Annotated in this window: 23 protein-coding genes; 17 read left to right on the top strand and 6 right to left on the bottom strand. The window is 73.6% G+C overall.

All coding sequences use genetic code 11. The annotated features are described in order from the left end of the window. Positions 1-33: 33 nt before the first annotated feature. The 6 genes from ACSLTV_RS02730 to ACSLTV_RS02705 all read left to right on the top strand — a co-directional run bounded on the left by ACSLTV_RS02730 (position 34) and on the right by ACSLTV_RS02705 (position 5,539). Positions 34-405, top strand: coding sequence for a holo-ACP synthase (locus ACSLTV_RS02730; protein ID WP_432155419.1), 372 nt, complete (start codon positions 34-36; stop codon positions 403-405). Between the two features lie 105 nt (positions 406-510). After that, positions 511-1,944 (top strand): NAD(P)H-hydrate dehydratase, encoded by a 1,434-nt coding sequence (locus ACSLTV_RS02725; RefSeq protein ID WP_435611558.1) that lies wholly within the window; start codon positions 511-513, stop codon positions 1,942-1,944. 253 nt (positions 1,945-2,197) lie between these two features. After that, the gene (alr, locus tag ACSLTV_RS02720) at positions 2,198-3,373 is read left to right on the top strand and encodes an alanine racemase (protein WP_432134982.1); all 1,176 of its coding nucleotides are present in this window, start codon (positions 2,198-2,200) and stop codon (positions 3,371-3,373) included. A 63-nt stretch (positions 3,374-3,436) separates the two neighbouring features. Continuing rightward, positions 3,437-4,681, top strand: a complete 1,245-nt coding sequence (locus ACSLTV_RS02715; protein ID WP_432155417.1) for an alpha/beta fold hydrolase — start codon at positions 3,437-3,439, stop codon at positions 4,679-4,681. Further along, positions 4,650-5,159, top strand: coding sequence for a tRNA (adenosine(37)-N6)-threonylcarbamoyltransferase complex ATPase subunit type 1 TsaE (tsaE, locus tag ACSLTV_RS02710; protein ID WP_432134980.1), 510 nt, complete (start codon positions 4,650-4,652; stop codon positions 5,157-5,159). Before ACSLTV_RS02715 ends, tsaE begins: the two co-directional genes overlap by 32 nt. Before the next feature lie 161 nt (positions 5,160-5,320). Continuing rightward, on the top strand, positions 5,321-5,539 hold the full coding sequence (locus ACSLTV_RS02705; RefSeq protein ID WP_432134979.1) for a hypothetical protein: 219 nt from the start codon (positions 5,321-5,323) through the stop codon (positions 5,537-5,539). A gap of 150 nt (positions 5,540-5,689) precedes the next feature. On the opposite strand, the gene ACSLTV_RS02700 is transcribed toward ACSLTV_RS02705, so the two are convergent. Beyond that, positions 5,690-6,244 (bottom strand): hypothetical protein, encoded by a 555-nt coding sequence (locus tag ACSLTV_RS02700; RefSeq protein WP_432155416.1) that lies wholly within the window; start codon positions 6,242-6,244, stop codon positions 5,690-5,692. Between the two features lie 113 nt (positions 6,245-6,357). On the opposite strand from ACSLTV_RS02700, the gene tsaB reads away from it, so the two are divergent. The 4 genes from tsaB to ACSLTV_RS02680 are packed head-to-tail and all read left to right on the top strand — an operon-like array spanning position 6,358 to position 8,864. Further along, positions 6,358-7,011, top strand: a complete 654-nt coding sequence (gene tsaB / locus ACSLTV_RS02695) for a tRNA (adenosine(37)-N6)-threonylcarbamoyltransferase complex dimerization subunit type 1 TsaB (protein WP_432134977.1) — start codon at positions 6,358-6,360, stop codon at positions 7,009-7,011. 32 nt (positions 7,012-7,043) lie between these two features. Further along, positions 7,044-7,520 carry a ribosomal protein S18-alanine N-acetyltransferase gene (rimI, locus tag ACSLTV_RS02690; protein WP_432135030.1) on the top strand — a complete coding sequence of 159 codons (477 nt, stop codon included), beginning with the start codon at positions 7,044-7,046 and terminating at the stop codon, positions 7,518-7,520. Further along, positions 7,513-8,610, top strand: coding sequence for a tRNA (adenosine(37)-N6)-threonylcarbamoyltransferase complex transferase subunit TsaD (gene tsaD / locus ACSLTV_RS02685; protein WP_435611557.1), 1,098 nt, complete (start codon positions 7,513-7,515; stop codon positions 8,608-8,610). Before rimI ends, tsaD begins: the two co-directional genes overlap by 8 nt. Beyond that, positions 8,607-8,864 carry a hypothetical protein gene (locus ACSLTV_RS02680; protein ID WP_432134975.1) on the top strand — a complete coding sequence of 86 codons (258 nt, stop codon included), beginning with the start codon at positions 8,607-8,609 and terminating at the stop codon, positions 8,862-8,864. The genes tsaD and ACSLTV_RS02680 overlap by 4 nt, the downstream gene beginning before the upstream one ends. A 6-nt stretch (positions 8,865-8,870) precedes the next feature. Here the strand turns inward: ACSLTV_RS02680 and ACSLTV_RS02675 are convergent, their stop codons facing one another. Together ACSLTV_RS02675 and ACSLTV_RS02670 are read right to left on the bottom strand one after the other, a co-directional pair. Beyond that, on the bottom strand, positions 8,871-9,965 hold the full coding sequence (locus ACSLTV_RS02675) for a peptidoglycan-binding protein (RefSeq protein ID WP_435611556.1): 1,095 nt from the start codon (positions 9,963-9,965) through the stop codon (positions 8,871-8,873). A gap of 78 nt (positions 9,966-10,043) precedes the next feature. Then, the gene (locus tag ACSLTV_RS02670) at positions 10,044-12,344 is read right to left on the bottom strand and encodes a glycoside hydrolase family 3 N-terminal domain-containing protein (RefSeq protein WP_432155413.1); all 2,301 of its coding nucleotides are present in this window, start codon (positions 12,342-12,344) and stop codon (positions 10,044-10,046) included. Between the two features lie 109 nt (positions 12,345-12,453). Here ACSLTV_RS02670 and ACSLTV_RS02665 point away from each other — a divergent pair, with 109 nt between their 5' ends. Then, positions 12,454-13,503 (top strand): LacI family DNA-binding transcriptional regulator, encoded by a 1,050-nt coding sequence (locus tag ACSLTV_RS02665; protein WP_432134972.1) that lies wholly within the window; start codon positions 12,454-12,456, stop codon positions 13,501-13,503. A gap of 157 nt (positions 13,504-13,660) precedes the next feature. Here the strand turns inward: ACSLTV_RS02665 and ACSLTV_RS02660 are convergent, their stop codons facing one another. Next, entirely contained in the window at positions 13,661-14,317 is a 657-nt protein-coding gene (locus tag ACSLTV_RS02660; protein ID WP_435611555.1) for a TetR/AcrR family transcriptional regulator, read from the bottom strand. Between the two features lie 83 nt (positions 14,318-14,400). Here ACSLTV_RS02660 and ACSLTV_RS02655 point away from each other — a divergent pair, with 83 nt between their 5' ends. Beyond that, entirely contained in the window at positions 14,401-15,855 is a 1,455-nt protein-coding gene (locus ACSLTV_RS02655) for an MFS transporter (protein ID WP_435611554.1), read from the top strand. A gap of 108 nt (positions 15,856-15,963) precedes the next feature. After that, positions 15,964-16,365, top strand: coding sequence for a hypothetical protein (locus ACSLTV_RS02650; RefSeq protein ID WP_435611553.1), 402 nt, complete (start codon positions 15,964-15,966; stop codon positions 16,363-16,365). Positions 16,366-16,384: 19 nt separating this feature from the next. On the opposite strand, the gene ACSLTV_RS02645 is transcribed toward ACSLTV_RS02650, so the two are convergent. Beyond that, positions 16,385-16,738: a transposase gene (locus ACSLTV_RS02645; protein ID WP_435611552.1), complete on the bottom strand. Its 354-nt coding sequence runs from the start codon at positions 16,736-16,738 to the stop codon at positions 16,385-16,387. Between the two features lie 137 nt (positions 16,739-16,875). Here ACSLTV_RS02645 and ACSLTV_RS02640 point away from each other — a divergent pair, with 137 nt between their 5' ends. The 3 genes from ACSLTV_RS02640 to ACSLTV_RS02630 all read left to right on the top strand — a co-directional run bounded on the left by ACSLTV_RS02640 (position 16,876) and on the right by ACSLTV_RS02630 (position 19,651). After that, positions 16,876-17,550, top strand: coding sequence for a hypothetical protein (locus tag ACSLTV_RS02640; RefSeq protein ID WP_435611551.1), 675 nt, complete (start codon positions 16,876-16,878; stop codon positions 17,548-17,550). Positions 17,551-18,132: 582 nt separating this feature from the next. Further along, positions 18,133-18,732, top strand: a complete 600-nt coding sequence (locus tag ACSLTV_RS02635) for a hypothetical protein (RefSeq protein ID WP_435611550.1) — start codon at positions 18,133-18,135, stop codon at positions 18,730-18,732. A 163-nt stretch (positions 18,733-18,895) separates the two neighbouring features. Continuing rightward, complete coding sequence (locus tag ACSLTV_RS02630; protein ID WP_435611549.1) at positions 18,896-19,651, top strand: transposase family protein; 756 nt, start codon at positions 18,896-18,898, stop codon at positions 19,649-19,651. Positions 19,652-19,829: 178 nt separating this feature from the next. Here the strand turns inward: ACSLTV_RS02630 and ACSLTV_RS02625 are convergent, their stop codons facing one another. Continuing rightward, the gene (locus ACSLTV_RS02625; protein ID WP_435611625.1) at positions 19,830-21,017 is read right to left on the bottom strand and encodes a THUMP-like domain-containing protein; all 1,188 of its coding nucleotides are present in this window, start codon (positions 21,015-21,017) and stop codon (positions 19,830-19,832) included. Between the two features lie 128 nt (positions 21,018-21,145). Between ACSLTV_RS02625 and ACSLTV_RS02620 the strand changes: the two genes are divergently transcribed. Then, positions 21,146-22,099: a polysaccharide deacetylase family protein gene (locus tag ACSLTV_RS02620; RefSeq protein ID WP_432134966.1), complete on the top strand. Its 954-nt coding sequence runs from the start codon at positions 21,146-21,148 to the stop codon at positions 22,097-22,099. The last annotated feature ends 35 nt before the right edge of the window (positions 22,100-22,134 follow it).

The following is a 22,134-nucleotide window of genomic DNA, read 5'->3' as shown; positions in this document are numbered from 1 at the left end:
GGAGGGTCCGACAGCGGCCGTAGGGTGCACCGCATGAGCATCATCGGGGTTGGTATCGACGTCGCCGAGATCGAGCGGTTCGGCACGTCGCTGGAGCGGACGCCCGGGCTGGCGCGGCGGTTGTTCCTCGACGCGGAACTGCTGCTGCCCAGTGGGGAACGGCGGGGCGTGGCCTCGCTGGCCGCCCGGTTCGCGGCGAAGGAAGCCCTGGCCAAGGCGCTGGGGGCGCCGGCCGGGCTGCTGTGGACCGACGCGGAGGTGTGCGTCGAGGAGAGCGGGCAGCCCCGGCTGCGGGTGCGCGGGACGGTGGCGGCCCGGGCCGAGGAGCTGGGGGTGCGGAGCTGGCACGTGTCGTTGAGCCACGACGCGGGGATCGCGTCCGCGGTGGTGGTGGCCGAGGGGTAGGGCCCCTCGCGGGGGCTGTCGGTGGGCGCCGGCCGGTGCGGGGCGTTCGTGGCCGATCGCGCGGTTCCCCGCGCCCCCGGGCGGGGTGGTGTTTGACTGGGCTTCATGCGTACTGCCTATTCCGTGGAGACCGTGCGGGCCGCCGAGCGGGAGCTGATGGCACGGCTCCCCGACGGGGCGTTGATGCAGCGGGCCGCCGCCGGTCTGGCCGCCGCCTGCGCCGGGGTGCTGGGGCGGGTGTACGGGCGTCGGGTCGTGCTGCTCGTGGGCAGCGGGGACAACGGCGGCGACGCGCTGTTCGCCGGGGCGCGGCTGGCGCGGCGCGGCGCCGGGGTGACCGCCGTCCTGCTGTCACCCGAACGGGCGCACGGCGCGGGACTCGCGGCGCTGCGGCGGTCCGGGGGCGTCACCGTCGCCGCCGAGGGCGGCGAAGCGGCCGTCCGGCGGGCGGATCTCGTGGTCGACGGGATCGTCGGCATCGGCGGCAGGGGCGGGCTGCGGCCGGAGGCCGCCGCGCTGGCCGCGTGTGCCGCCGGCTCGCCGGCCACCGTGGTCGCCGTGGACCTGCCGAGCGGGGTCGAGGCGGACACCGGAGAGGTGCGCGGTCAGGCCGTCCGGGCCGACCTGACCGTCACCTTCGGCACGCACAAGCCGGGCCTGCTGGTCGACCCCGCCCGGGAGTACGCCGGGTCCGTGCGGCTGGTGGACATCGGGCTCGGCCTGTCCGGCGAGCGGGCCGTGCTGGAGGCGCTCCAGCACGCGGACGTGGCGCGGCTGCTGCCGGTGCCGGGCGCCGAGAGCGACAAGTACCGGCGGGGCGTCGTGGGCGTCGCCGCCGGGTCGGACCGCTACCCGGGAGCCGCCGTGCTCGCGGTCGCCGGGGCGCTGCGCGGCGGGGCGGGGGCCGTACGGTACGTCGGTCCCGCGCGGGACGCGGTGATCGCCCGGTTCCCGGAGACGCTGGTGTCCGACCAGGGGCCGCGGCGCGCCGGGCGGGTGCAGGCGTGGGTCGTCGGGCCGGGCGCCGGGGACGACGCGGACACCGTGGGCCAGGTGGTCGCCGCCGAGGTGCCGGTGCTGATCGACGCGGACGGGCTGCGGCTCGCCGACCGGGCCGCGGTGCGCGCGCGGACCGCGCCGACGCTGATGACCCCGCACGCCGGTGAGGCGGCCGCGCTGCTCGGCGTCGCCCGCGAGGAGGTCGAGGCGGGCCGGCTGGCGGCCGTACGGGAACTCGCGGCGGCGTACGGGGCGACCGTGCTGCTGAAGGGTTCGACGACGGTGGTGGCCGGGCCCGGCGGGGAACCGGTCCGGGTGAACCCCACCGGAACCCCGTGGCTCGCCACCGCGGGCAGCGGCGACGTGCTCTCCGGCCTCGCCGGCTCCCTGCTGGCGGCGGGTCTGAGGGCCCGCGACGCCGGCAGCGTCGCCGCCTACCTGCACGGCCTCGCGGCCCGCCTGGCGGCGGCGGGCGCACCGGTCGGGGCCCACGACGTGGCGGCGGCGGTACCCAGGGCCTGGCGAGACGTACGGCGGTGACTCACGCGACCTTGCGCGGGCCTGCCGCGACTCACGCGCGCGTGCGCGGCACTGCGGAGCCGTACCAGGCACAGAGCTTGGTGCCGTGCGACTCACGCGCGCGTGCGCGGCACTGGCTCGTCCCCGCCGTCGGGCGCCGCTCGCGCCGGAGACTCACCCGCGTGTGCCCGCGGAACCGCCGGATGCCGTTGCACCCGGGCACAGGAGCCCTGCGCCACGGCCGCCGCCGGAGGCCTCTGAGACACTGGGCGCGATGAGTGAGACTGCACGACTGACAAGCGCGCCGTCGCGCGCCCGGGCCGAGATCGATCTGGCGGCGCTGCGGGCCAATGTGCGCGCCCTGCGCGCCAAGGCGCCCGGGGCGGCCTTCATGGCCGTGGTGAAGGCCGACGGGTACGGGCACGGGGCGCTGCCGTGCGCCCGGGCCGCGGTCCAGGCCGGCGCCGGCTGGATCGGCACCGCCACGCCCGAGGAGGCCCTCGCGGTGCGGGCCGGCGCGGGGCTGCCCGCCGACGTGCGGATCATGTGCTGGCTGTGGACGCCGGGCGGGCCGTGGCAGGAGGCGGTCGAGGCGGACCTCGACGTGTCCGTGAGCGCCCTGTGGGCCCTGCGGGAGGCCGTCGACGGAGCCCGGCGCGCCGGACGGCCGGCGCGCGTGCAGCTCAAGGCCGACACCGGTCTCGGGCGGGGCGGCTGCCAGCCCGGGGACTGGGACGAACTCGTCGGCGAGGCGCTGCGCGCAGAGGCGGACGGGCTGATCCGGATCACCGGCCTGTGGTCGCACTTCGCCTGCGCCGACGAGCCGGGGCACCCCTCCATCGCCGCCCAGCTCACCCGCTTCCGCGAGATGACCGGACACGCCGAGCGGCGGGGCGTGCGGCCCGAGGTGCGGCACATCGCCAACTCGCCCGCCACGCTGACCCTCCCGGAGAGCCACTTCGACCTGGTCCGGCCGGGCATCGCCATGTACGGACTGTCGCCCGCGCCGGCCCTCGGCAGCTCCGCCGACCTGGGACTGCGCCCGGTCATGACGCTCACCGCCTCGCTCGCCCTGGTCAAGCGCGCCCCGGGCGGGCACGGGGTGAGCTACGGACACCACTACGTCACCCCCGGCGCGACCACCCTCGGCCTGGTCCCGCTCGGCTACGCCGACGGGGTGCCCCGGCACGCCTCCGGCGCCGGCCCGGTGCTGGTCGACGGCAAGTGGCGGACCGTCGCCGGGCGGATCGCGATGGACCAGTTCGTCGTCGACCTGGGCGGTGACACGCCCGAGGCGGGCACCGAGGCGGTGCTGTTCGGGCCGGGCGACCGGGGCGAGCCGACCGCCGAGGACTGGGCGCAGGCCGCGGGCACCATCGGATACGAGATCGTCACGCGCATCGGTCCACGCGTTCCCCGCGTCCATGTGAACGAGGGCCCCGAGGGGTAACCGCGGGACAGGGCGGCACCGCCGCGGTGGGCGGCAGGCAGCAGTGGTCAGGAGGACCGGTACGTGAGCGAGAGCAGCGCGGAGGCGGTGGCGGACGTCGCGACGGCGGCCGTCGTGGCCGCCTCCGCCGCGGAGGCGGGCGGCTGGCGCCGGGCGACCGGCATCGCCGGCGCCGCGATAGGCGTGATCGCCGCGGGCGCGGCGGCGGGCGTGGCCATCGAACGGATGACCGTGGGCCGGGGCATGCGGCAGAAGGCGCGGCTCGCGCTGGACTCCGCCGGACCCTTCGGCGCGCTGCGCGGCACGCCGGGCAAGGCGTACGCCGACGACGGCACCGAGCTGTACTACGAGGTCGACGAGGTCGAGCCGGACGCCCCGCTGGGCGGCCGCCGGCGCCGGCTGTTCGGCCGCAAGGCGCCCGCTCCGGTCACCGTCGTCTTCAGCCACGGCTACTGCCTCAGCCAGGACTCCTGGCACTTCCAGCGGGCGGCGCTGCGCGGGGTCGTCCGGACCGTGTACTGGGACCAGCGCAGCCACGGGCGCTCCGGGCGGACGGCCGAGGAGGACGGGCCGCCGGTCACCATCGACCGGCTGGGCCAGGACCTGAAGGCCGTGCTCGACGCGGCCGCGCCCGAGGGGCCGATCGTGCTCGTCGGGCACTCCATGGGCGGGATGACCATGATGGCGCTGGCCGCGCAGTGCCCCGAGCTGATCCGGAAGCGGGTGGTCGCCACCGCCTTCGTCGGCACGTCGTCCGGGCGGCTCGGCGAGGTCAACTTCGGGCTGCCGGTCGCCGGCGTCAACGCGGTGCGCCGGGTCCTGCCCGGGGTGCTGCGGGCGATGGGGCGGCAGGCGGCGCTGGTGGAGAAGGGGCGGCGGGCCACGGCCGACCTGTTCGCCGGGGTCATCAAGCGGTACTCGTTCGCCTCCCGCGAGGTGGACCCGGCGGTCGCCCGGTTCGCCGAGCGGATGATCGAGGGCACGCCCATCGACGTCGTCGCCGAGTTCTACCCGGCGTTCACCGACCACGACAAGACGGACGCGCTGGCCTGCTTCCGGGACATGCCGGTGCTGGTGCTCGCCGGGATCGGCGACCTGGTCACGCCGAGCGAGCACAGCGAGGCCATCGCCGACCTGCTGCCCGACGCCGAGCTGGTGCTCGTACCGGACGCCGGGCACCTGGTGATGCTGGAACACCCGGAAGTGGTCACCGACCGGCTCGCCGACCTGCTCACCCGCGCGGGTGCCGTACCCGCAGGGGCTACCGTGGGGGGCTATGGAAGCACCAGCACCGCACACCCGCACTGAGACCGAGCTGACCGTCACCTCGCCCGAGCAGATGCGGGAACTGGGCCGCCGGCTCGCCGAGCTGCTGCGCGCCGGGGACCTCGTGATGCTCAGCGGTGAGCTGGGCGCGGGCAAGACGACGCTGACGCGCGGGCTCGGCGAGGGGCTGGGCGTGCGGGGGGCGGTCACCTCACCGACGTTCGTGATCGCCCGGGTGCACCCGTCCCTCGGGGACGGCCCGCCGCTGGTCCACGTCGACGCCTACCGGCTGTCCGGCGGACTCGACGAGATGGAGGACCTGGACCTCGACGTGTCGCTGCCCGAGTCGGTGATCGTCGTGGAGTGGGGCGAGGGCAAGGTCGAGGAGCTGACCGACGACCGGCTGCAGGTCGTCATCCACCGGGCCGTCGGCGACACCACCGACGAGGTGCGGCGGATGACGCTGACCGGGATCGGCGAGCGGTGGGCGGCGGCGGACCTGAGCGCGCTGTCCGCCTGAGGGTTCCTTCGCGGGTTCCTCGGGGAGGAGGTCGGCCCGGCCTCGCTCCGACAGGCTGTCGGCAAAACGTTGCGCCGGGTGTGCCGGGCGTGGTCCTATGGTACCCAGCTCGTGGTTAGGTTTGCCTAACCGCTCCCGCCCCCGCCCTTCAGGAGGCGTCCATGACCGCTCCCTCAGCCGTCTCCATGAGCGACCTGCTGGCCTCCTGCGCGGCGGCGGAAGCGGTCTCGCGGCCCCCCGCCGCGCCGGCCGCCCCCGCCGGGGCGGCATCCGAGGGTGCGGCCGAGTCGCCGTGCGGCTCCGCCGCATGGGCGAGACCGGCCACGACGCTGCGGCACCCGAAGGGCGACGCCACCCGGCACCTCCCGCGCAGCGCCTGACGTGCCAGGGCCCTGACGGGTCTGTGCCCTGACGGGTCAGCGACCGATGGGCCTGTGCCCTGACGGGCCAGTCCCTGACGGGCCAGCGTCCGACGGACAAGTGGCCTGACGGACCAGCGGCTGACGGGCCTGTGCCCGGCGGGCCAGCGCCTAACGGATCACCACCACCCGCTGCCTGATCGTCGCGAAGTCCCACATCACCGCCCCGTCCTCCCGGGTCTCACGGATCGCCCCGGTCCGCAGCGTGCGCAGCGGCGGCTCCGTGGACCCGCTCACCGCCGCGCTGAACCCGACGGCCAGCCCGTCGACGCTGGTGAAGCGGACGACGTGCTCCACGGGGGCGCCGTCGGTGCCGGTGACGGCGACCGCCCGCGAGGTGACCCGGTAGCCGCCCGGCGCCGGCTCCACGGTGCCGGGGTACACCCGGAAGGTCCGCACCACCTCGCCGTCCGAGCCGACCAGCCACACCCGGTCGCCGCCCAGCGAGTACACGACCCGGCGACCCGTGCCGGACCGCGCCGGAAGCGCGGCCGGGTCCCGCTCGCGCGGCGCCCTGACCGCGGCCGCCCCGGCGGCGTCGCCACCGGCGGGCGCCCCGGCGAGCCGCTCCGGGGCGTTCTCGGCGGCCTGCCACGCCAGGAAGCCGACCGTCGCCAGGGCCGCCGCGGTGAGCCCGGCCACGCATGCCGAGCTGCTGCCTGCCACCCGCACCCACCTCACATATCGCGTCGTACGTCCGTTTTGCGCCGACGGTAGCAGCAGCCGCCGGAGCGACCTGTGCGGCTGTCCGGCGGCCCCGGGACCCGTAGGCTGTTCGCGTGCTCTTGCTCGCTCTGGATACCGCCACCCCCGCCGTCACCGTCGCGCTGCACGACGGGACGGACGTCGTCGCCTCGTCGAGCCAGGTGGACGCCCGCCGCCACGGCGAGCTGCTGCTGCCGGCCGTGGACCGGGTCCTCGCCGAGGCGGGGACCGGGCTCGACGCCGTCACCGGCATCGTCGTCGGCGTCGGCCCCGGCCCGTACACCGGGCTGCGCGTCGGGCTGATGACCGCCGACACGTTCGGCCTCGCGCTCGGCGTCCCCGTGCACGGCGTGTGCACGCTCGACGGCCTCGCCCTCGCCTCCGATCTCGACGGCCCGTTCGTCGTGGCGACCGACGCCCGGCGCAAGGAGGTCTACTGGGCGACCTACGCCGACGCGCGCACCCGGCTCACCGGGCCCGCCGTGGACCGGCCCGCCGACATCGCGGAGCGGGTCGCGGGGCTGCCCGCCGTCGGGGCGGGCGCGCTGCTCTACCCGGACACCTTCCCGGCCGTGCACGAGCCGGAGCACGTCTCCGCCGCCGCGCTGGCCCGGCTGGCCGCCGAACGGCTGGCCGCCGGGGCGGAACTGGAGGCACCCCGGCCGCTGTACCTGCGCCGGCCGGACGCCCAGGTCCCCAAGAACTACAAGGTGGTCACCCCCAAGTGACGGACACCGCCGCGACCTTCCGCCTGCGCGAGATGCGCTGGTGGGACATCGACCCCGTGCTGGTACTGGAGAAGGACCTGTTCCCCGAGGACGCCTGGTCCCGGGGCATGTTCTGGTCCGAGCTGGCGCACGCGCGCGGCCCCGAGGCGAGCCGGCGGTATCTCGTCGCCGAACTGCCCGACGGCCGCCTCGTCGGATACGCCGGGCTGGCCGCCGCCGGCGGCACCGGTGACGTGCAGACCATCGCCGTGGCCCGCGACCAGTGGGGCACCGGGCTCGGCGGGCTGCTGCTCACCGAACTGCTGCGGGCGGCGACGGCCTTCGAGTGCGCCGAGGTCATGCTCGAGTGCCGGATCGACAACGTCCGCGCCCAGAAGCTGTACGAGCGGTTCGGTTTCGAGCCGATCGGCTTCCGGCGCGGCTACTACCAGCCGGGGAACGTGGACGCGCTGATCATGCGCCTGACCGACCCCACCACATCCGTACGAGGAACCGAGATCAATGGCTGACGAACCCCTGGTCCTGGGGATCGAGACCTCCTGCGACGAGACCGGCGTCGGCATCGTGCGCGGCACCACCCTGCTGGCCGACGCCGTCGCGTCCAGCGTCGACGAACACGCCCGCTTCGGCGGGGTCGTCCCCGAGGTGGCCTCCCGGGCCCATCTGGAGGCGATGGTGCCGACCATCGACCGTGCGCTGAAGGAAGCCGGGGTCACGGCCCGCGACCTCGACGGCATCGCCGTGACCGCCGGCCCCGGCCTCGCCGGCGCGCTGCTGGTCGGGGTGTCGGCGGCGAAGGCGTACGCCTACGCGCTGGGCAAGCCGCTGTACGGCGTCAACCACCTCGCCTCCCACATCTGCGTGGACCAGCTGGAGCACGGCCCGCTGCCGGAGCCGACGATGGCGCTGCTGGTGTCCGGCGGCCACTCCTCGCTGCTGCTGTCGTCCGACATCACCTCCGACGTCCGGCCGATGGGGTCCACCATCGACGACGCGGCCGGCGAGGCCTTCGACAAGATCGCGCGGGTGCTGGACCTGGGCTTCCCCGGCGGTCCCGTCATCGACCGGTACGCCCGGGAGGGCGACCCCGAGGCGATCGCCTTCCCGCGCGGCCTGACCGGGCCGCGCGATCCGGCGTACGACTTCTCCTTCTCCGGGCTGAAGACGGCCGTGGCCCGCTGGATCGAGGCGCGGCGGGCGGCGGGGGAGGAGGTGCCGGTGCGCGACGTGGCGGCCTCCTTCCAGGAGGCGGTGGTCGACGTGCTGACCCGCAAGGCCGTGCGGGCCTGCAAGGACGAGGGCGTCGACCATCTGATGATCGGCGGCGGCGTCGCGGCCAACTCCCGGCTGCGGGCGCTCGCCCAGGAGCGGTGCGAGCGGGCCGGGATCCGGCTGCGGGTGCCGCGCCCCAAGCTGTGCACGGACAACGGGGCGATGGTGGCGGCGCTGGGCGCGGAGATGGTGGCGCGGAACCGGCCGGTGTCCGACTGGGAGCTGTCGGCCGACTCGTCGCTGCCGGTGACGGACCCGCACGTGCCGGGGAACGGGACCGGCCACGACCACGTGCACGAGGCCGGCGAGGAGAACCTGTACGCATGACCGTGGCGTTGATGTGGGAGGCACGGGCGGTCGCGGGCCGCGGCCCGGAGCTGCTGGCCTGGGCCCGACGGCAGCGGCTGGCCGCTCCGCCGCTGCGCCGCGAGACGTTCCACGCCCCGGGCGACCGGGTCCTCGTCATCAGCTGGTGGGACGCGGACATGGACGCCGAACTGCCCGAACTGCCCGAGCCGGAGGGCCGTCTGGTGAGCCGTCCGGTGCACCGGTGGCGGTTCGAGTCGGCCGGCACGGACTGAGGGCCGTCAGGGCCGCGTCGTCTCCGCCTCCAGGGAGGCGCGGGTCGCGGTGCCGTACACCCCGGACTCCTCCGTCAGCAGGAGGCGGGTGAACTGGTAGGAGCGGACGGCGTTCGCCACGTCGTCGTCGTAGGCGCCGTCGGCCTCGCCGCGGTAGAAGCCGATCTGGGCGAGGCGGAGCTGGAGCTCGGTGACTTCCGGGCCGCTGTCGCCGGGGCGCAGGACCGTCGGCGGGACCGCGGTCGGCGTCGCCTCGTCGCTGGGCGGCTGCTGTGTCGGACCCGGCGTGAGGGTGGGGGCCGTCGCGCCGGGGGACGGGGCCGGGCCGCCGCTCGGTGCGCGGCTCGACGCCGAGGGGCCGGCCGCCGACGGGCTCGGCGCGGCCTGTGCGGCGCTCGTGACCGGCGCGGGGGCCGGAGCGGCCTCCCCGGACGCCGACGTGGCGCCGGGCACGGGCGCCCGGCCGTCCTCGGGCGCCGTACGGTGAGAGGGCCCCTCGTACCGCAGCACCGCGACGAGCGTCGCCGCCGTCAGCGCCGCCATCCCCACCGCCACCAGGGCCGGCACCCGTCCCCGTGACCGCGCCCGGCGCCCGTCCTCGGGGGCGCCGCCCTGCCGGGTCCCGCCGCCTTCACGTGCCGTGGCGCCTGTCCGGGTCCCCCCGTCGGTCTCCTCGGGGCCGCTGGTCTCCCCCGTCCCGCCGCGTTCGGTCTCCGGGGTGGCTTCCCCGGCTTCCTCGGCGCCGCCCTCCCCGGTCCGCCCGCCGGTCCGCGTGTCCTCGCCCGGACCGGGTGCCCGGCCGGGGCCGGTGTCCTCGCCCGAACCGGTCTCCTCGCCCGAACCGGTCTCCTCGCCGGTCTCCGGGGCCGGGTCCGTCTCCGTCGTCCGGGACGTTCCCCCGTCGGGCGCCGCGTCCCCGTCCGGCAGGTGCACGAACGGGCGTATGCGCACCGGGTCGAAGTCCTCCGCTGCCGCCGCCTGGGCCGTGCGCTCGCTGCGGTGGGCGTCGGAGGCCAGGCGGGGGCAGGCGCAGGTCGGGGCGGCTCGGTGGGATCGGGGCGCGCCGCATAACGGGCAGACCCGGCCGGTTGGTTCGCTCATCTGCAGCACCTCTCCATGAGGGCTCCAGATTTTATTCATGCTTGAACCAGAGGGTTCCGGTTGTGGTCCCCCGCGAGACTACGTCACGTCCGTGTCGCAGTGCAGCCGCCGTTCCGCGCCCAACTCGCGGACGGGGCCGACGAGTTGGATGGCGGACCGGTGCCGGATGTCGGCGCTGGACGCACCCAGCCGCAGTTCCAGCGCTCCCGGCTCCACGATCCGGCGGCCGTCCCGGTCCGTGAACGCCGACAGGTCCGCGTGGAAACGGAACGACACCCGGCGCGCCTGGCCGGGCGCCAGCTCCAGCCGCCGGTAGCCGATCAGCCGCACGTCGGGCCGGGTCACCGAGGCGACCGGGTCGTGCAGGTAGAGCTGGACCACCTCGGCACCGGCCCGGTCACCCGTGTTGCGGACGGTCACCGCGAGGTCGTGGGAGCCGTCGGTCGGGATGTCCGCCGTACCGGCCGCCTCGAAGTCCTCCCAGGCGAAGGTGGTGTACGAGCGCCCGTGGCCGAAGGGGTACAGCGGCGTCGGGTCCAGGTTGCTGACCTCGCCCGCGAGGCCCAGCGGCGGCTGGAGGTACGTCCACGGCTGGCCCCCTGGCACGCGCGGCACGCTCACCGGGAGCCGGCCGGACGGGGTGACGCGGCCCGACAGCACCCCCGCGACCGCCGGACCGCCCTCCTCCCCCGGGAAGAACGCCTGGACGACGGCGCCCAGCCGGCCGTGCCAGCGGCCCAGCGCGTAGGGGCGGCCGGTCAGCAGCAGCAGCACCACCGGCACCCCGGTGGCCACCAGCGCGTCCAGCAGCTCCCCCTGCGCGCCCGGAAGTCCCAGGTCGGTGACGTCGCAGCCCTCCCCGGAGGTGCCCCGCCCGAAGAGGCCCGCCCGGTCGCCCAGCACCGCCACGCACACGTCCGCCTCGGCGGTCCGGGCGACGGCCTCCTCGAAGCCGGCGGTGTCCGGGTCGCGGACACCGCACCCGTGCGCGAACGCCACCTTCGCGTCGGGCAGTTCCGCGCGCAGCGACTCCAGCACGGTGGGGATCTCGATGCCCAGGTCCACCTCCGGGTGACGGGGCAGGACGTGGGAGGGGAAGGAGTAGCAGCCCAGCATGGCGAGCGCGTCCGCCGCGCGCGGGCCCACCACCGCGATCCGGGTGTCCGGGGCCAGCGGGAGGACCCCGTCGGGATTGTCCAGCAGGACCACCGACTGCTCGGCCAGCCGCCGGGCCACCGCCCGGTTGGCGGCCGAGTCCAGGTCCACCGACTCCGGGGCCTCCGGCCGCCAGTCCTCGTCCAGCAGGCCCAGCTCGCACTTCTGCAGCAGCACCCGGCGGGCCGCCCGGTCGACCAGCTCCCGGGGGATCCGGCCCTCCCGTACGGCCGCCAGCAGGGGCTCGCCGTAGCACTTCAGGGTGGGCAGTTCCACGTCGATGCCGGCCTCCAGAGCCAGCCGGGCCGCCTCCTCGGGGCTGCCCGCGACCCGGTGCAGGGTCTCGAGGAAGCCGATGCCGAAGTAGTCGGCGACCACCGTGCCGGTGAAGCCCCACTCCTCGCGCAGCAGGCGGGTGAGCAGCTCCGGGTCGGCGGAGGCGGGGACGCCGTCGCGCTCGGTGTAGGCGGCCATCACCGAGCGGGCGCCGCCCTCGCGCAGCGCCATCTCGAACGGCGGCAGGGTGACGTCCGCGAACTCCCGGGTGCCGGCCCGCACGGGGGCGAGGTTGCGGGCGCCCGCCGACGAGGCGTACCCGGCGAAGTGCTTCAGCGTGGCGACCACGCCCGCCGACTCCAGGCCCCGCACATAGGCCGCGCCGACCGTGCCGACGAGGTACGGGTCCTCGCCGATGGTCTCCTCCACCCTGCCCCAGCGCGGATCGCGTACGACGTCCAGCACGGGCGCGAGCCCCTGGTGGACGCCGACCGAGCGCAGGTCGTGCCCGATGCGGCGGGCCATCTCCTCCACCAGCGGCGGATCGAACGCCGCACCCCAGGCGAGCGGCACCGGATACGCCGTGGCCCGCCAGGCGGTGAACCCGGCCAGGCACTCCTCGTGGGCGACCGCCGGGATGCCGAACCGGCCCGCCTCGACGATCCGGCGCTGGGCGCGGGCGAGGGCCCGGGCGCCCAGGCCGGGGTCCACGGGCGCGGTGCCGAAGGAGCGGGTGAGCTGGCCGAGCCCCTGCCCGATCAGCTCGTCCCAGTCGTAGTCGGTGGTCATGTCGTGCTGGTGCGGGGCGACGCCGCCGCCGTCCGTCTCGGCGCCCACCCACACGCCGTACAGCTGGGCGGTCCGCTCCTCCGGGGTCATCCGGGCGAGGAGGTCGTCGACACGGGCGGCGGCGGGCAGGGCGGGGTCACGCCAGGGGGCGGTGGTCATGAAGCTCCAGTCCCGGTTCGAATGTTTCGTAAGTCAATTCGAATGTTCCGGGAACCTATGGTGCCGTGCGGGGTTCGTCAAGAGGCCGCGTATGGATACGATCGCCGCCATGACACCCTCCGAGTCCGCTGAAAAGCGCGCGCAGACCGCGACCCTGGCGGAGATCGCCCGCGAGGCCGGCGTCTCGGCGCCGACTGTTTCGAAGGTCCTCAACGGGCGTGCCGACGTCGCCCCGGCCACGCGCAGCCGCGTCGAGGAGCTGCTGCGCGCCCACGGCTACCGGCGCCGGCGGGCCGAGGCGACCCGCTCCCCGCTCATCGACCTGGTCTTCCACGAGCTGGAGAGCGCCTGGGCGATGGAGGTCATCCGGGGCGTGGAGAACGTCGCCCGGGACGCGGGGCTCAGCGTGGTGCTGAGCGAGAGCGCCGGACGGCTGACCCCCGGGCGGACGTGGGCCGACCAGGTCGCCGCGCGCCGCCCGCACGGCGTGGTGCTGGTGCTCTCGGGGCTGGACCACTCCCAGCGGGCGCTGCTGACCAGCCGGTCCATCCCGTTCGTGGTGATGGACCCGGCCGGGGACCCGGGGGCGGACGTGCCGTCCATCGGCGCCACCAACTGGCAGGGCGGGCTCGCCGCCACCCGGCACCTGGTCGAGCTCGGCCACCGGCGGATCGGCGCCATCAGCGGTCCGCCGCAGATGATGTGCAGCCGGGCCCGCATCGACGGCTACCGGGCCGCGCTGGAGACCGCCGGGCTGCCGGTCGACCCCGGGCTGGTGAAGACCGGTGACTTCCACCACGAGACCGGCTACCGGCTCGGCCGCGAGCTGCTGGCCCGCCCCGACCGGCCCACCGCCGTCTTCGCCGGCAACGACCTCCAGGCCCTCGGGCTGTACGAGGCCGCGCGCGAGCTGGGGCTGCGCATCCCGGAGGACCTCAGCGTGGTCGGCTTCGACGACCTGCCGGTGGCCCGCTGGGTGGGGCCGCCGCTGACGACCGTACGGCAGCCGCTGACCGAGATGGCCGAGGCGGCGGCCCGGCTGGTGCTGGAACTCGGGCGGTCGTCGGGTGAGGACGAACCGGCGGCGACCCGGGTCGAGTTGGCGACCAGTCTGGTGGTGCGTACGAGTACGGGGGCGCCGCCGCTGGCCGGAAGTTGACGTTCTGACGGGCGTGGCGGACCGCCTCGCCCTCCGTCAGAGTAAATCGGTTGTCAGGTCGAAACTTTCGATAGCCGGGGCTGTGAGCGCCTGACTCCGTCGCGACCGGGAAGGCCGGTCGGCGGTCACGGCGCCCGGACCGCCGGCCCGGTGCTCCTCAGGGGAGCAGGCCGGCGACGACCTTGCGCACCTGCTCGGCGACGTCGTAGGCCGCGGTCGTCTCCTCCCAGTGGTCCGCCAGTGCCGCCAACCGGGGCAGTTCCCCGGCGTCCTCCGGGGTGAGCAGGGAGGCGAACAAGGGCCGCCGGCCGGGATCGGCGGCACGGCGCGCCTCGGCCCGCGCGAAGACCAGCGCCCCGTAGACGACGTACCAGATGGTCCGGTACGCGTGCACGGCCTGCTCGGGGGTCAGCCCGCAGGCGACGCACGAGTCGACGATCTCCTCCGTCATCCACAGCGCGCCCTTGTCGGTGAGGTCGCCCAGGCCCAGCACGTCGACGACCCAGTCCATCTCCCGCAGCACGCCGTGCATGTGGACGGCCGTGGCGACGATCCGCGCGCGGGGGTCCTCGGGCAGGTCCGGGCGCGGCACGGTCGCCGCCGTCCCCGACAGGGTCAGCATCAGCAGCTCGTCCTTGTCGCGCACGTGGTGGTAGAGCGCCATCGGGGTGGCGCCGACCTCCTTGGCGACCCGGCGCATGGACAACGCGGCCACGCCCTCCTCCTGAAGGATGCGCCGGGCCACGTCCACGATCTGCCGCCGCTCGATCCGGCGGGGCCGGCCGACCGCCCGCTTCTCTCCGTTGGCTGTCACCCGAGCATTCTCCACGGCCGCCTCGGGGCGGTTTTCCGTACGCGTATAGCAATTTTCTATACGCGTATATTAATCTCGTCGTCATGTCGAACTCCCGGACGAACCCATCCCGTTGGTTACTCCCGGTGCTGCTCACCGTGCAGTTCCTGGTCTCCCTCGACGTGTCCGTCGTCAACATCGCCCTGCCGGACATCGGCAGCGGCCTCGGCTTCGCGCCCGCCTCGCTGGCCTGGGTCGTCAACGCCTACGCGCTGACCTTCGGCGGACTGCTGATGCTCGGCGGCCGGCTCGCCGACGTCGCGGGGCGGCGCCGGATGCTGGTGGCCGGCTTCGCCGTGTTCGGCGCCGCGAGCCTGGCCGGCGGGCTCGCCCAGGCGCCCGGCCAGCTCATCGCCGCACGGGCGGTGCAAGGGGCCGGCGCCGCCGCCCTCGCGCCGGTCGCCCTCGCCCTCATCACCGTCACCTACGCACCGGGGCGGGCCCGTTCCCGTGCCCTCGGACTGTGGGGCGCGGCCGGCGCGGTCGGCGGAGCCGTCGGGGTGCTGGCCGGCGGGCTGCTCACCGACTGGGCCGGCTGGCGCTCGGTGATGCTGGTCAACGTGCCGGTGGTGGCCGCCGCGCTGGCCGTGACCGGGCGCGCGGTACGCGGCGACGGCCGACCCGACGCGGCGGACCGCCCGCGCCTGGACCTCGTCGGCGCGCTGCTCGTCACCGCCGGGACCGCACTGCTCGTCCTCGGCCTCGCCCAGACCGAGTCCCACGGCTGGAGCTCATGGCGGTCGACCGGCGTACTGCTCGCCGCCGGGCTGCTGCTCACGGCCTTCACCGTCACCGAGATCCGGGTCCGCCACCCCCTGCTCCGCCTCGGACTGCTCGCCGACGGCCCGGTCCTCGCCGCGAACGTCTTCGCGCTGCTGATGTCGGCCGGCCAGTTCGCCGCCTTCTACTTCACCTCCCTGTACGTGCAGCGGGTGCTCGGCTACGGCCCCACGGCGGCCGGCGCCGCCTTCCTGCCCTTCTGCGCGGGCATCGTCGTCGGCACGGCGGTCGCGACCCGCCTGATGGGCCGCCTCGGCGTCGGCCGACTGCTGACGGCCGGCGGCCTGCTCGGCGCGACCGGACTCGCCCTGTGGGCGCTGACGGTGTCGGCGGACGGCGGCTACGCGCTCTCGGTGCTGCTGCCCTCCCTCGTCACCAGCGTCGGCACCGGCATGTGCTTCGTCCCCCTCGGCACGGCGGCCACCGACGGCGTCGCCCCGGCGGAGACCGGCATGGCGTCGGGCCTGCTGAACACCTCCCGCCAACTCGGCGGCGCCATCGGCCTGGGCGTCCTGGTCACCGTCGCCGCGGCCCGGTACGCCACGAGCGATCCCCAGGCACTCGTCGACGGCTACCGCACCGCGTACTGGGCCGCGGCGGCCCTCATGACGGCGGCCGCCGCGGCAGCCGGCCTGCTGACCGCCGGGCGCTCCACGGGGTCCGGCGGCCCGAGACCCGACGAACGGCGCCGAGGTACCGAACTGGCCGGCCGCCGCTAAGAGCTCGTAACACGATCACGCTGCCCAGTCCCAGTAGTCCTGTCGTGGTGGAGCGTGGGAACGTGGCTCTGGATCGTGGGCGACGGCTTGCGTGGGGAAGAGGGCTGGATGAGCGTGATGTGGGCGGCGACGTCGCCGGAATCTGGACTCTTCCATCCGGTTGAGAGACGTTCAGAGGTGAAGGATCTGTCAGATCGCTTCAACGACCTGCGTTCCTGTGGCCAGGGGTACCTCGAGGTTCGGTCGCCGAACAGGGAGTTCCCGGTGCTGATCCTGGCCTTCCGGGATAATCACGCGGTGGTCCACCTGATGAGTGACACCGAGCGGATGTCTCTGCTCGTAGGAGACGGTACCGTGCCCTCGGGTGCCGAGGTCGAAGTCCCGATCATGGACGAATTCGCCGTGTTCACGGGCGACTTTGTCCTGGATGTCGATCGGGCGTGGGAGCTGGTGCACGACTTCACGCAGATGCGGGCGGCCGGCCCTCTGGGTGAGTGGTGTGAGTTGTAGCCAAAAGCTCGTGACACGATCATGATCGGTGTTTCTTCAGTCGCCTCGAGTAGATGAGGCCGTAGGCCAAGGAGACGAAGGCGTCGTGGAGTAAGGTTCGGCGTTCCCAGCGGACGGCGAGGCGTTTGAACTGGTGGAGCAGGGCGAAGGTCTGCTCGACGACGTAGCGGAGCTTGCCCAGGCCCTTGATGTTCGGGGCGCCCTTGTGGGAGATCACCGGCAGGATCCGCCGCTTGCGCAGCTCCTCGCTGGTGGGGTTGGAGTCGTATCCCTTGTCCCCGAGCAGCGAATCGGGGCGGCGGCGTGGTCGGCCGGGGCGCCCGGCCACCGGCGGGATGCCGTCGTCATCGACGATCCACGGCCGAGTACTCACACCCTCCCGAACGGCCGAATCGTCGCATCGGTCACGCCCGGCCAGGACACCTCAACAAGATCGTGTTGCGAGCTCTAAGGGTCGGCAGCCGGTCCTTGAGGTGGCTCCGGACTCACGGCTGGGGCCACCTTCCCGTTATGGACGAGAGAATGGCTAAAAGGGTGGAATGCCTCGACCTGTCGCCTTATGAGTACATGGAATTTCCGATTCCCCTGGTCTGTGTTGGATGGCTCGGGAAGGAAAACGGGATTCAGCGATGGAATCATCCCGCCATGTCGCGGGAAGTCGTCGATGCGTTCGAACGTGCATCTCGCCGGGTGGTCAGTCGCACATTGGGTGAGCACGAGTGTGAGTTCTGTGTGGACGGCTTGACTGCAGTCGGGAACGGTGAATACCGGTATTACGCACACGACGGCCTTACATACACTGCACCCGTCTTGATCAAACATTATGTGCACGACCACGGGTACCGGCTCCCCGCGCCCTTGCAGAAGAGCCTGCTCGACACCCGCCCGCTCCCCTGGGACCCACGCGCGGAGCGTCTTGCGGCTCTCGTGTCGGACCCGACCGAAGACGTCATCGCGCGCTGCTGGGCCGTCGCCGACCTGGCTCACTGGCCGGATCGCCGGGCTCTCGACGCGCTGGAGTTCGCCGTCCTCGACGAGGAACTGGTCGACCTGACGGGACGCGAGATCGGGAGGTCGCTGAGCGAGGTCCTCTCAGGCATGCCCGGGCAGGACCTGAGCATGCCCGAGAATGATCTACCACTCGAAGTCCGGGCGGGTCTGGCCAGTAACCCGGCGATGGGGTGAAGCCGCCGTCCGCACCCGTCAGGAAGATCCGTGTTGCCTTGCCTACCGTTGTTCTCCTCAGTCCCCCGGAGGGCGGACGTGTCGCGGGATTGCACAGTGAGTTCGATGAAGAGGGACTCGCTGAGATTCGCCGGAGCATCGGGGAGTTCCGGGCGATCACGCTGGAGCACCCCGATGTGCCGTGCGTGGCGATCTTCTGATGGACGTTCTGCACGGAGTCCCGGGCTTGCCGGATACGAACCACGGCGAGCTGGCCGCCTTTGGTGAGGTTGCGGGCTCGTTTTCGAGCGGACCCCCTGTGGGACTGGCGCATCGTGGCGGACAAGCAACACCGAGGGCGAGTGCCGTGAACGATCGAAGGCGCAGGCCGACAAGCGGCCCGCCTCATCTTCTTCGTGGGGCCGCCTGCAGCGGCTGCCTCAACCACCGAGCCACTTCCAACCTGCCGGCGGTGGCCGCCTGTTGTGACTGAGCGCTTCGTTGCCGACTGCGTCCGGACGAAGCCAGCCACGTTGGAATCAACTGGGTGATCGATCCCGATCATGACAGGATGACGGTTCAGGACAGGGGAGGCGGGACGGTATGGGGCTGGACTACAGCTATGAGATCTTCATGCCCCCTCGGAACGTTGCAAGAGCGCTGACCCGGCTGGCCGAGCTCGCGCCCCGAGGCCGCGAGACGCCGCCGCTTCCGGTGACCCTGCCGGGCGGAGAGCAGTTGATCGTGCCGTTCACCTCGAAGTTCAAGAGCGAACCGGTCGACTGTTCGGCAGGCGGCTCGCTCGAACTGGACACCTCGATCGTCGTCGGCGTCGACGACGCGGTGCGCGAGTGCTTCCTCCGCGATTCCGACAGAGTCGACGAGCAGGGACGGGTGTCGGTCGGGTACATCTACCTGACGGTCAGGTTCTCCCCCGCATGGCACCCGAACTTTGCGTCACTGCAGTTCACAGCCGCTACCTCGAGTATGAGCCGGATGTTCGTGCAGTCCGCGAGCGTCAGGAAGGTGTTCACCGACCTCACCGCCACCACCGGTGGTGTGTGCTGCCTCCTCGACACCGAGACCGACATCTTCGACATCTGCTGGCTCAACGGCGAGACGTTCAGTGGTGAGACTGTTCCTGGCACCCGTTTCTCGGGCTTCCAGGATCTCGTCGCCGCCTGGTGCGAGCCGGTGGAGTAGATCGGGGACGGCGCCCGCACGGGATACGGCGCACCTGCCCGGTCAACGCTCAACCGGCCAACTCAGGCGCTCAGTCACACGTGTTGGACGGAACTGCGGAACGACGAAGCTCCCGGTAGACGGGTTCTCGACCAAGATCACCCGTGTCCGCCAGGGGTTTCGCGTGCTGGTCTACCCGTCCTCTAACGACCTGTCCAGTCGCACCCTGCGGTTCCTGACCGAGCGTCTGACAGCCAGGCGGCAGGAGATCGGGACCCGGTGGCGGCGTCTGACCGCCGGTCGTCAGGCTCTGCTCGCCCTGGCCCGTCTGCGCTGTGGTGACACCTACGCCCGGCTCGCCGCCGGGTCCGGTATCGGCATCGCGACCGCATACCGCTACATACGCGAGGCCGTCGATGTGCTGGCCACACTCGCGCCCACCCTGGCCGAGGCGATGCGCATCGCGCGGACCAAGGCGTTCGTGATCCTGGACGGCACCCTGCTGCCGATCGACCGGATCGCCGCCGAAGCCCCGTACTACTCAGGCAAACACAAGAGGCACGGCATGAACATCCAAGTCCTCACCGACCCGTTCGGCCGCCTGTCGTGGGCCTCGCCCGCGTTGCCCGGCTCCACCCACGACCTGACCGCCGCCCGCACTCACGGGATCGTCGAAGCACTCACCGACGCCCACCTCAAGTGCCGGGCCGACAAGGCATACCAGGGCGCCGGCGGCTCCATCCGGGTGCCCTTCCGCGGCCGTCGCCTCAAGCGGTGGCAGCGCTGCCACAACAGCACACACGCCAAGATCCGCTGCCTCGGCGAGCAGGCCATGGCCACCCTGAAGGGCTGGCGTCTCCTACGGAAGCTCCGCTGCAGCACCAACCGCATCACAGCGATCGTCCAGGCCGTCCTCGTCCTTCACCACGCGTCAGCGTGAGGTTGGAAAAGGCTCACTGACCTTCCAAGCGTGGAGTCGACAGGGACTGACGGCTCGTCATCCCTGCGGTTGCTTGCACGACTGGAGCTGCCACGTGCCGGCCCGCCGGGCGGTGGAGCGCGGCGAGGCGGCGGTGGTCGGCTGGGTGAAGGGAGACCTGATGTCCTCGACGGCTGCCTCACCGGCGCCGGCCGATCAGCATCGCCGGGGCGCCGGCCACCCGCGTCAGGAACACCGTCGCCGAGTTCGGCCCCTGCGGCTTGACCTTCTTGCGGAGTTCCTCCGGCTCCACGGCCGAGCCGCGCTTCTTCACCGTGAGGACGCCGACCTGCCGCTCCCTCAGCAGGGCCTTCAGCCGCTTCACGTTGAAGGGGAGGTGGTCGGTGATCTCGTACGCGGTGGCGTACGGCGTGGGGCGCAGCTCGTCGGCGGTGACGTAGGCGATGGTCTCGTCGATGAGCCCGCCGGAGAGCCGCTGGGCCACGTCCGCGACCAGGTGGGCGCGGATCACGGCCCCGTCGGGCTCGTAGAGGTAGCGGCCGACGGGGCGGACCGGCGGGTTGGGCAGGCCGGCGGCGAGGAGGGTGTGGGGGCCGGGGAGGAGGGTGGCGCGGACGGTGCCCGGGGCGGCGGTGCCGAACCACAGCACGGCCTCCTTCACGTCCCCGCCGTCGGAGATCCACTCGGCCTCGGCGTCGCCGGGGACCGTCTCGTGGGGGATGCCGGGGGCGATCTTCAGCGCGGCGCGCGGGGCCGTCCGGGCCGCCTCGATCGCCCAGGACAGGGGCGGCGAGTATGCCTCAGGGTCGAAGACGCGGCCCCGGCCGCCGCGCCGGGCCGGGTCGACGAAGACGGCGTCGAAGCCGGCCGTGTCGACCTCCGTGACGTCCGCCTCCCGGACCTCGATCAGCTCCGCCAGCCCGAGCGCCTCGGCGTTGGCCCGGGCCGTCGCCGCCGTCACCGGGTCCCGGTCCACGGCGAGGACCCGGATCCCGGCCCGGGCCAGGGCGATGGCGTCCCCGCCGATGCCGCAGCACAGGTCGGCGACCGACCGTACGCCCAGCTCCCGCAGGCGCGCCGCGCGGTACGCGGCGACCCCGGCCCGCGTCGACTGCTCCACCCCGTTCGGCGTGAAGTACATCCGGAGCGCGTCCTCCGCACCGAACTTCGCCACCGCCCGCTCCCGCAGTCGGGCCTGGCCGAGCGCCGCCGACACCAGGGCGGCGGGGTGGTCGCGGCGCAGCCGGGTCGCCACGGCCAGCTCGTCGGCGGGCCGGGTGCCGCGCACCTGGTCGAGGAGGGCCCGGCCCTCGGGGGTGAGAAGGGAGGCGAGATCGACTTCGTTCACCGGCTCATTGTCGGTCAGGCGGCGAGTCGTCCGTCGGGCGGCGGCCGGTCGGTCACGCGACGGCCTTGGGCCAGTCGGTGGACGGCGTGCCCCCGGCCGCGGTGTCGGAACCGGGAACGGGAGGCCGGCTGGGAGGATCCGGCGCCATGGGAGTCGTACGACAAAACGATAAAAAGCGTGCGCCTGGGTGGAGTCGGCCGACGCTGCGGCGGGCAGGAGTCCGGGGCGGGGCCGGTGTCCTCGCGGTCGTCGCCGCCGTGTCCGGCTGCGGGCGCGACGACGGCGCCGACGGAACCCGCCCCGCCGCGGGCCAGCAGGCCGGTCAGGAGCAGCCCGGCCGGGCCCTCACGGCGTACGCCGACCGGCTGGAGGCCGCGTACGCCCGCCGGGTCGCCGCCGCCAGGCACTGGAGGCTCAAGCGGGTCCCGCTCACACCCCCGGCGCCGCCCGCGCACAAGCCGCGCATCACCACCCGCAAGGGCTTCGAGGTCGACGACCACGAGAAGCTGGGTCTGCCGCCCGTCTTCACCACCGTCCCGACCAAGGACAAGGTCGTCTTCCTCACCATCGACGACGGCGCCGAGAAGGACCCCGCGTTCCTGCGGATGATGCGCGAACTGGACGTGCCGTACACCGCCTTCCTCTCCGACTACCTGGTCAAGGAGGACTACGGCTACTTCAAGAAGATGCAGCGCGCCGGGATCACCCTCAACAACCACACACTGCACCACCCCTATCTGCCCGCGCTGTCGTACGCCCGGCAGAAACGGGAGATCTGCGGCATGCAGGACGTGATCGAGAAGCACTACGGCAAGCGGCCCCTCCTCTTCCGCCCGCCCTACGGCAACTACAACCAGGACACTCTGCGGGCCGCGAAGTCGTGCGGCGTGAAGTACGCGCCGCTGTGGGACGAGGAGGTGTTCGTGGACCACTGGGAGTACCGCGAGTGGGACCGCGACCTCCACCCCGGCGACATCGTCCTCACCCACTTCCGGGGCCGGAACGACTGGAAGGGCACCATGCCCGACATGGTCCGCCGGTTCCTGGACATGGTCACGGCGAAGGGGTACGCGGTGGCCCGGCTGGAGGACTATCTGTGAGGGCACCGCTGCCCGCGTCGGCGCCATGGCCGGCG

It is taken from the genome of Streptomyces sp. bgisy159 (genome assembly GCF_965341775.1).
GTDB lineage: Bacteria > Actinomycetota > Actinomycetes > Streptomycetales > Streptomycetaceae > Streptomyces.
Note: the sequence above shows the minus strand (reverse complement) of the source record. Positions and strands in the feature narration are given on the sequence as shown.

Coding starts and splice junctions, on each gene's coding strand:
- ACSLTV_RS02725 (WP_435611558.1), top strand. CDS start 511: ATGCGTACTGCCTATTCCGTGGAGACCGTGCGGGCCGCCGAGCGGGAG.
- tsaE (WP_432134980.1), top strand. CDS start 4,650: ATGGAAGCACCAGCACCGCACACCCGCACTGAGACCGAGCTGACCGTC.
- ACSLTV_RS02705 (WP_432134979.1), top strand. CDS start 5,321: ATGACCGCTCCCTCAGCCGTCTCCATGAGCGACCTGCTGGCCTCCTGC.
- ACSLTV_RS02730 (WP_432155419.1), top strand. CDS start 34: ATGAGCATCATCGGGGTTGGTATCGACGTCGCCGAGATCGAGCGGTTC.
- ACSLTV_RS02635 (WP_435611550.1), top strand. CDS start 18,133: ATGGGGCTGGACTACAGCTATGAGATCTTCATGCCCCCTCGGAACGTT.
- ACSLTV_RS02620 (WP_432134966.1), top strand. CDS start 21,146: ATGGGAGTCGTACGACAAAACGATAAAAAGCGTGCGCCTGGGTGGAGT.
- ACSLTV_RS02665 (WP_432134972.1), top strand. CDS start 12,454: ATGACACCCTCCGAGTCCGCTGAAAAGCGCGCGCAGACCGCGACCCTG.
- ACSLTV_RS02640 (WP_435611551.1), top strand. CDS start 16,876: ATGGACGAGAGAATGGCTAAAAGGGTGGAATGCCTCGACCTGTCGCCT.
- tsaD (WP_435611557.1), top strand. CDS start 7,513: ATGGCTGACGAACCCCTGGTCCTGGGGATCGAGACCTCCTGCGACGAG.
- rimI (WP_432135030.1), top strand. CDS start 7,044: ATGCGCTGGTGGGACATCGACCCCGTGCTGGTACTGGAGAAGGACCTG.
- ACSLTV_RS02675 (WP_435611556.1), bottom strand. CDS start 9,965: ATGAGCGAACCAACCGGCCGGGTCTGCCCGTTATGCGGCGCGCCCCGA.
- ACSLTV_RS02670 (WP_432155413.1), bottom strand. CDS start 12,344: ATGACCACCGCCCCCTGGCGTGACCCCGCCCTGCCCGCCGCCGCCCGT.
- ACSLTV_RS02680 (WP_432134975.1), top strand. CDS start 8,607: ATGACCGTGGCGTTGATGTGGGAGGCACGGGCGGTCGCGGGCCGCGGC.
- ACSLTV_RS02650 (WP_435611553.1), top strand. CDS start 15,964: ATGAGCGTGATGTGGGCGGCGACGTCGCCGGAATCTGGACTCTTCCAT.
- ACSLTV_RS02655 (WP_435611554.1), top strand. CDS start 14,401: ATGTCGAACTCCCGGACGAACCCATCCCGTTGGTTACTCCCGGTGCTG.
- alr (WP_432134982.1), top strand. CDS start 2,198: ATGAGTGAGACTGCACGACTGACAAGCGCGCCGTCGCGCGCCCGGGCC.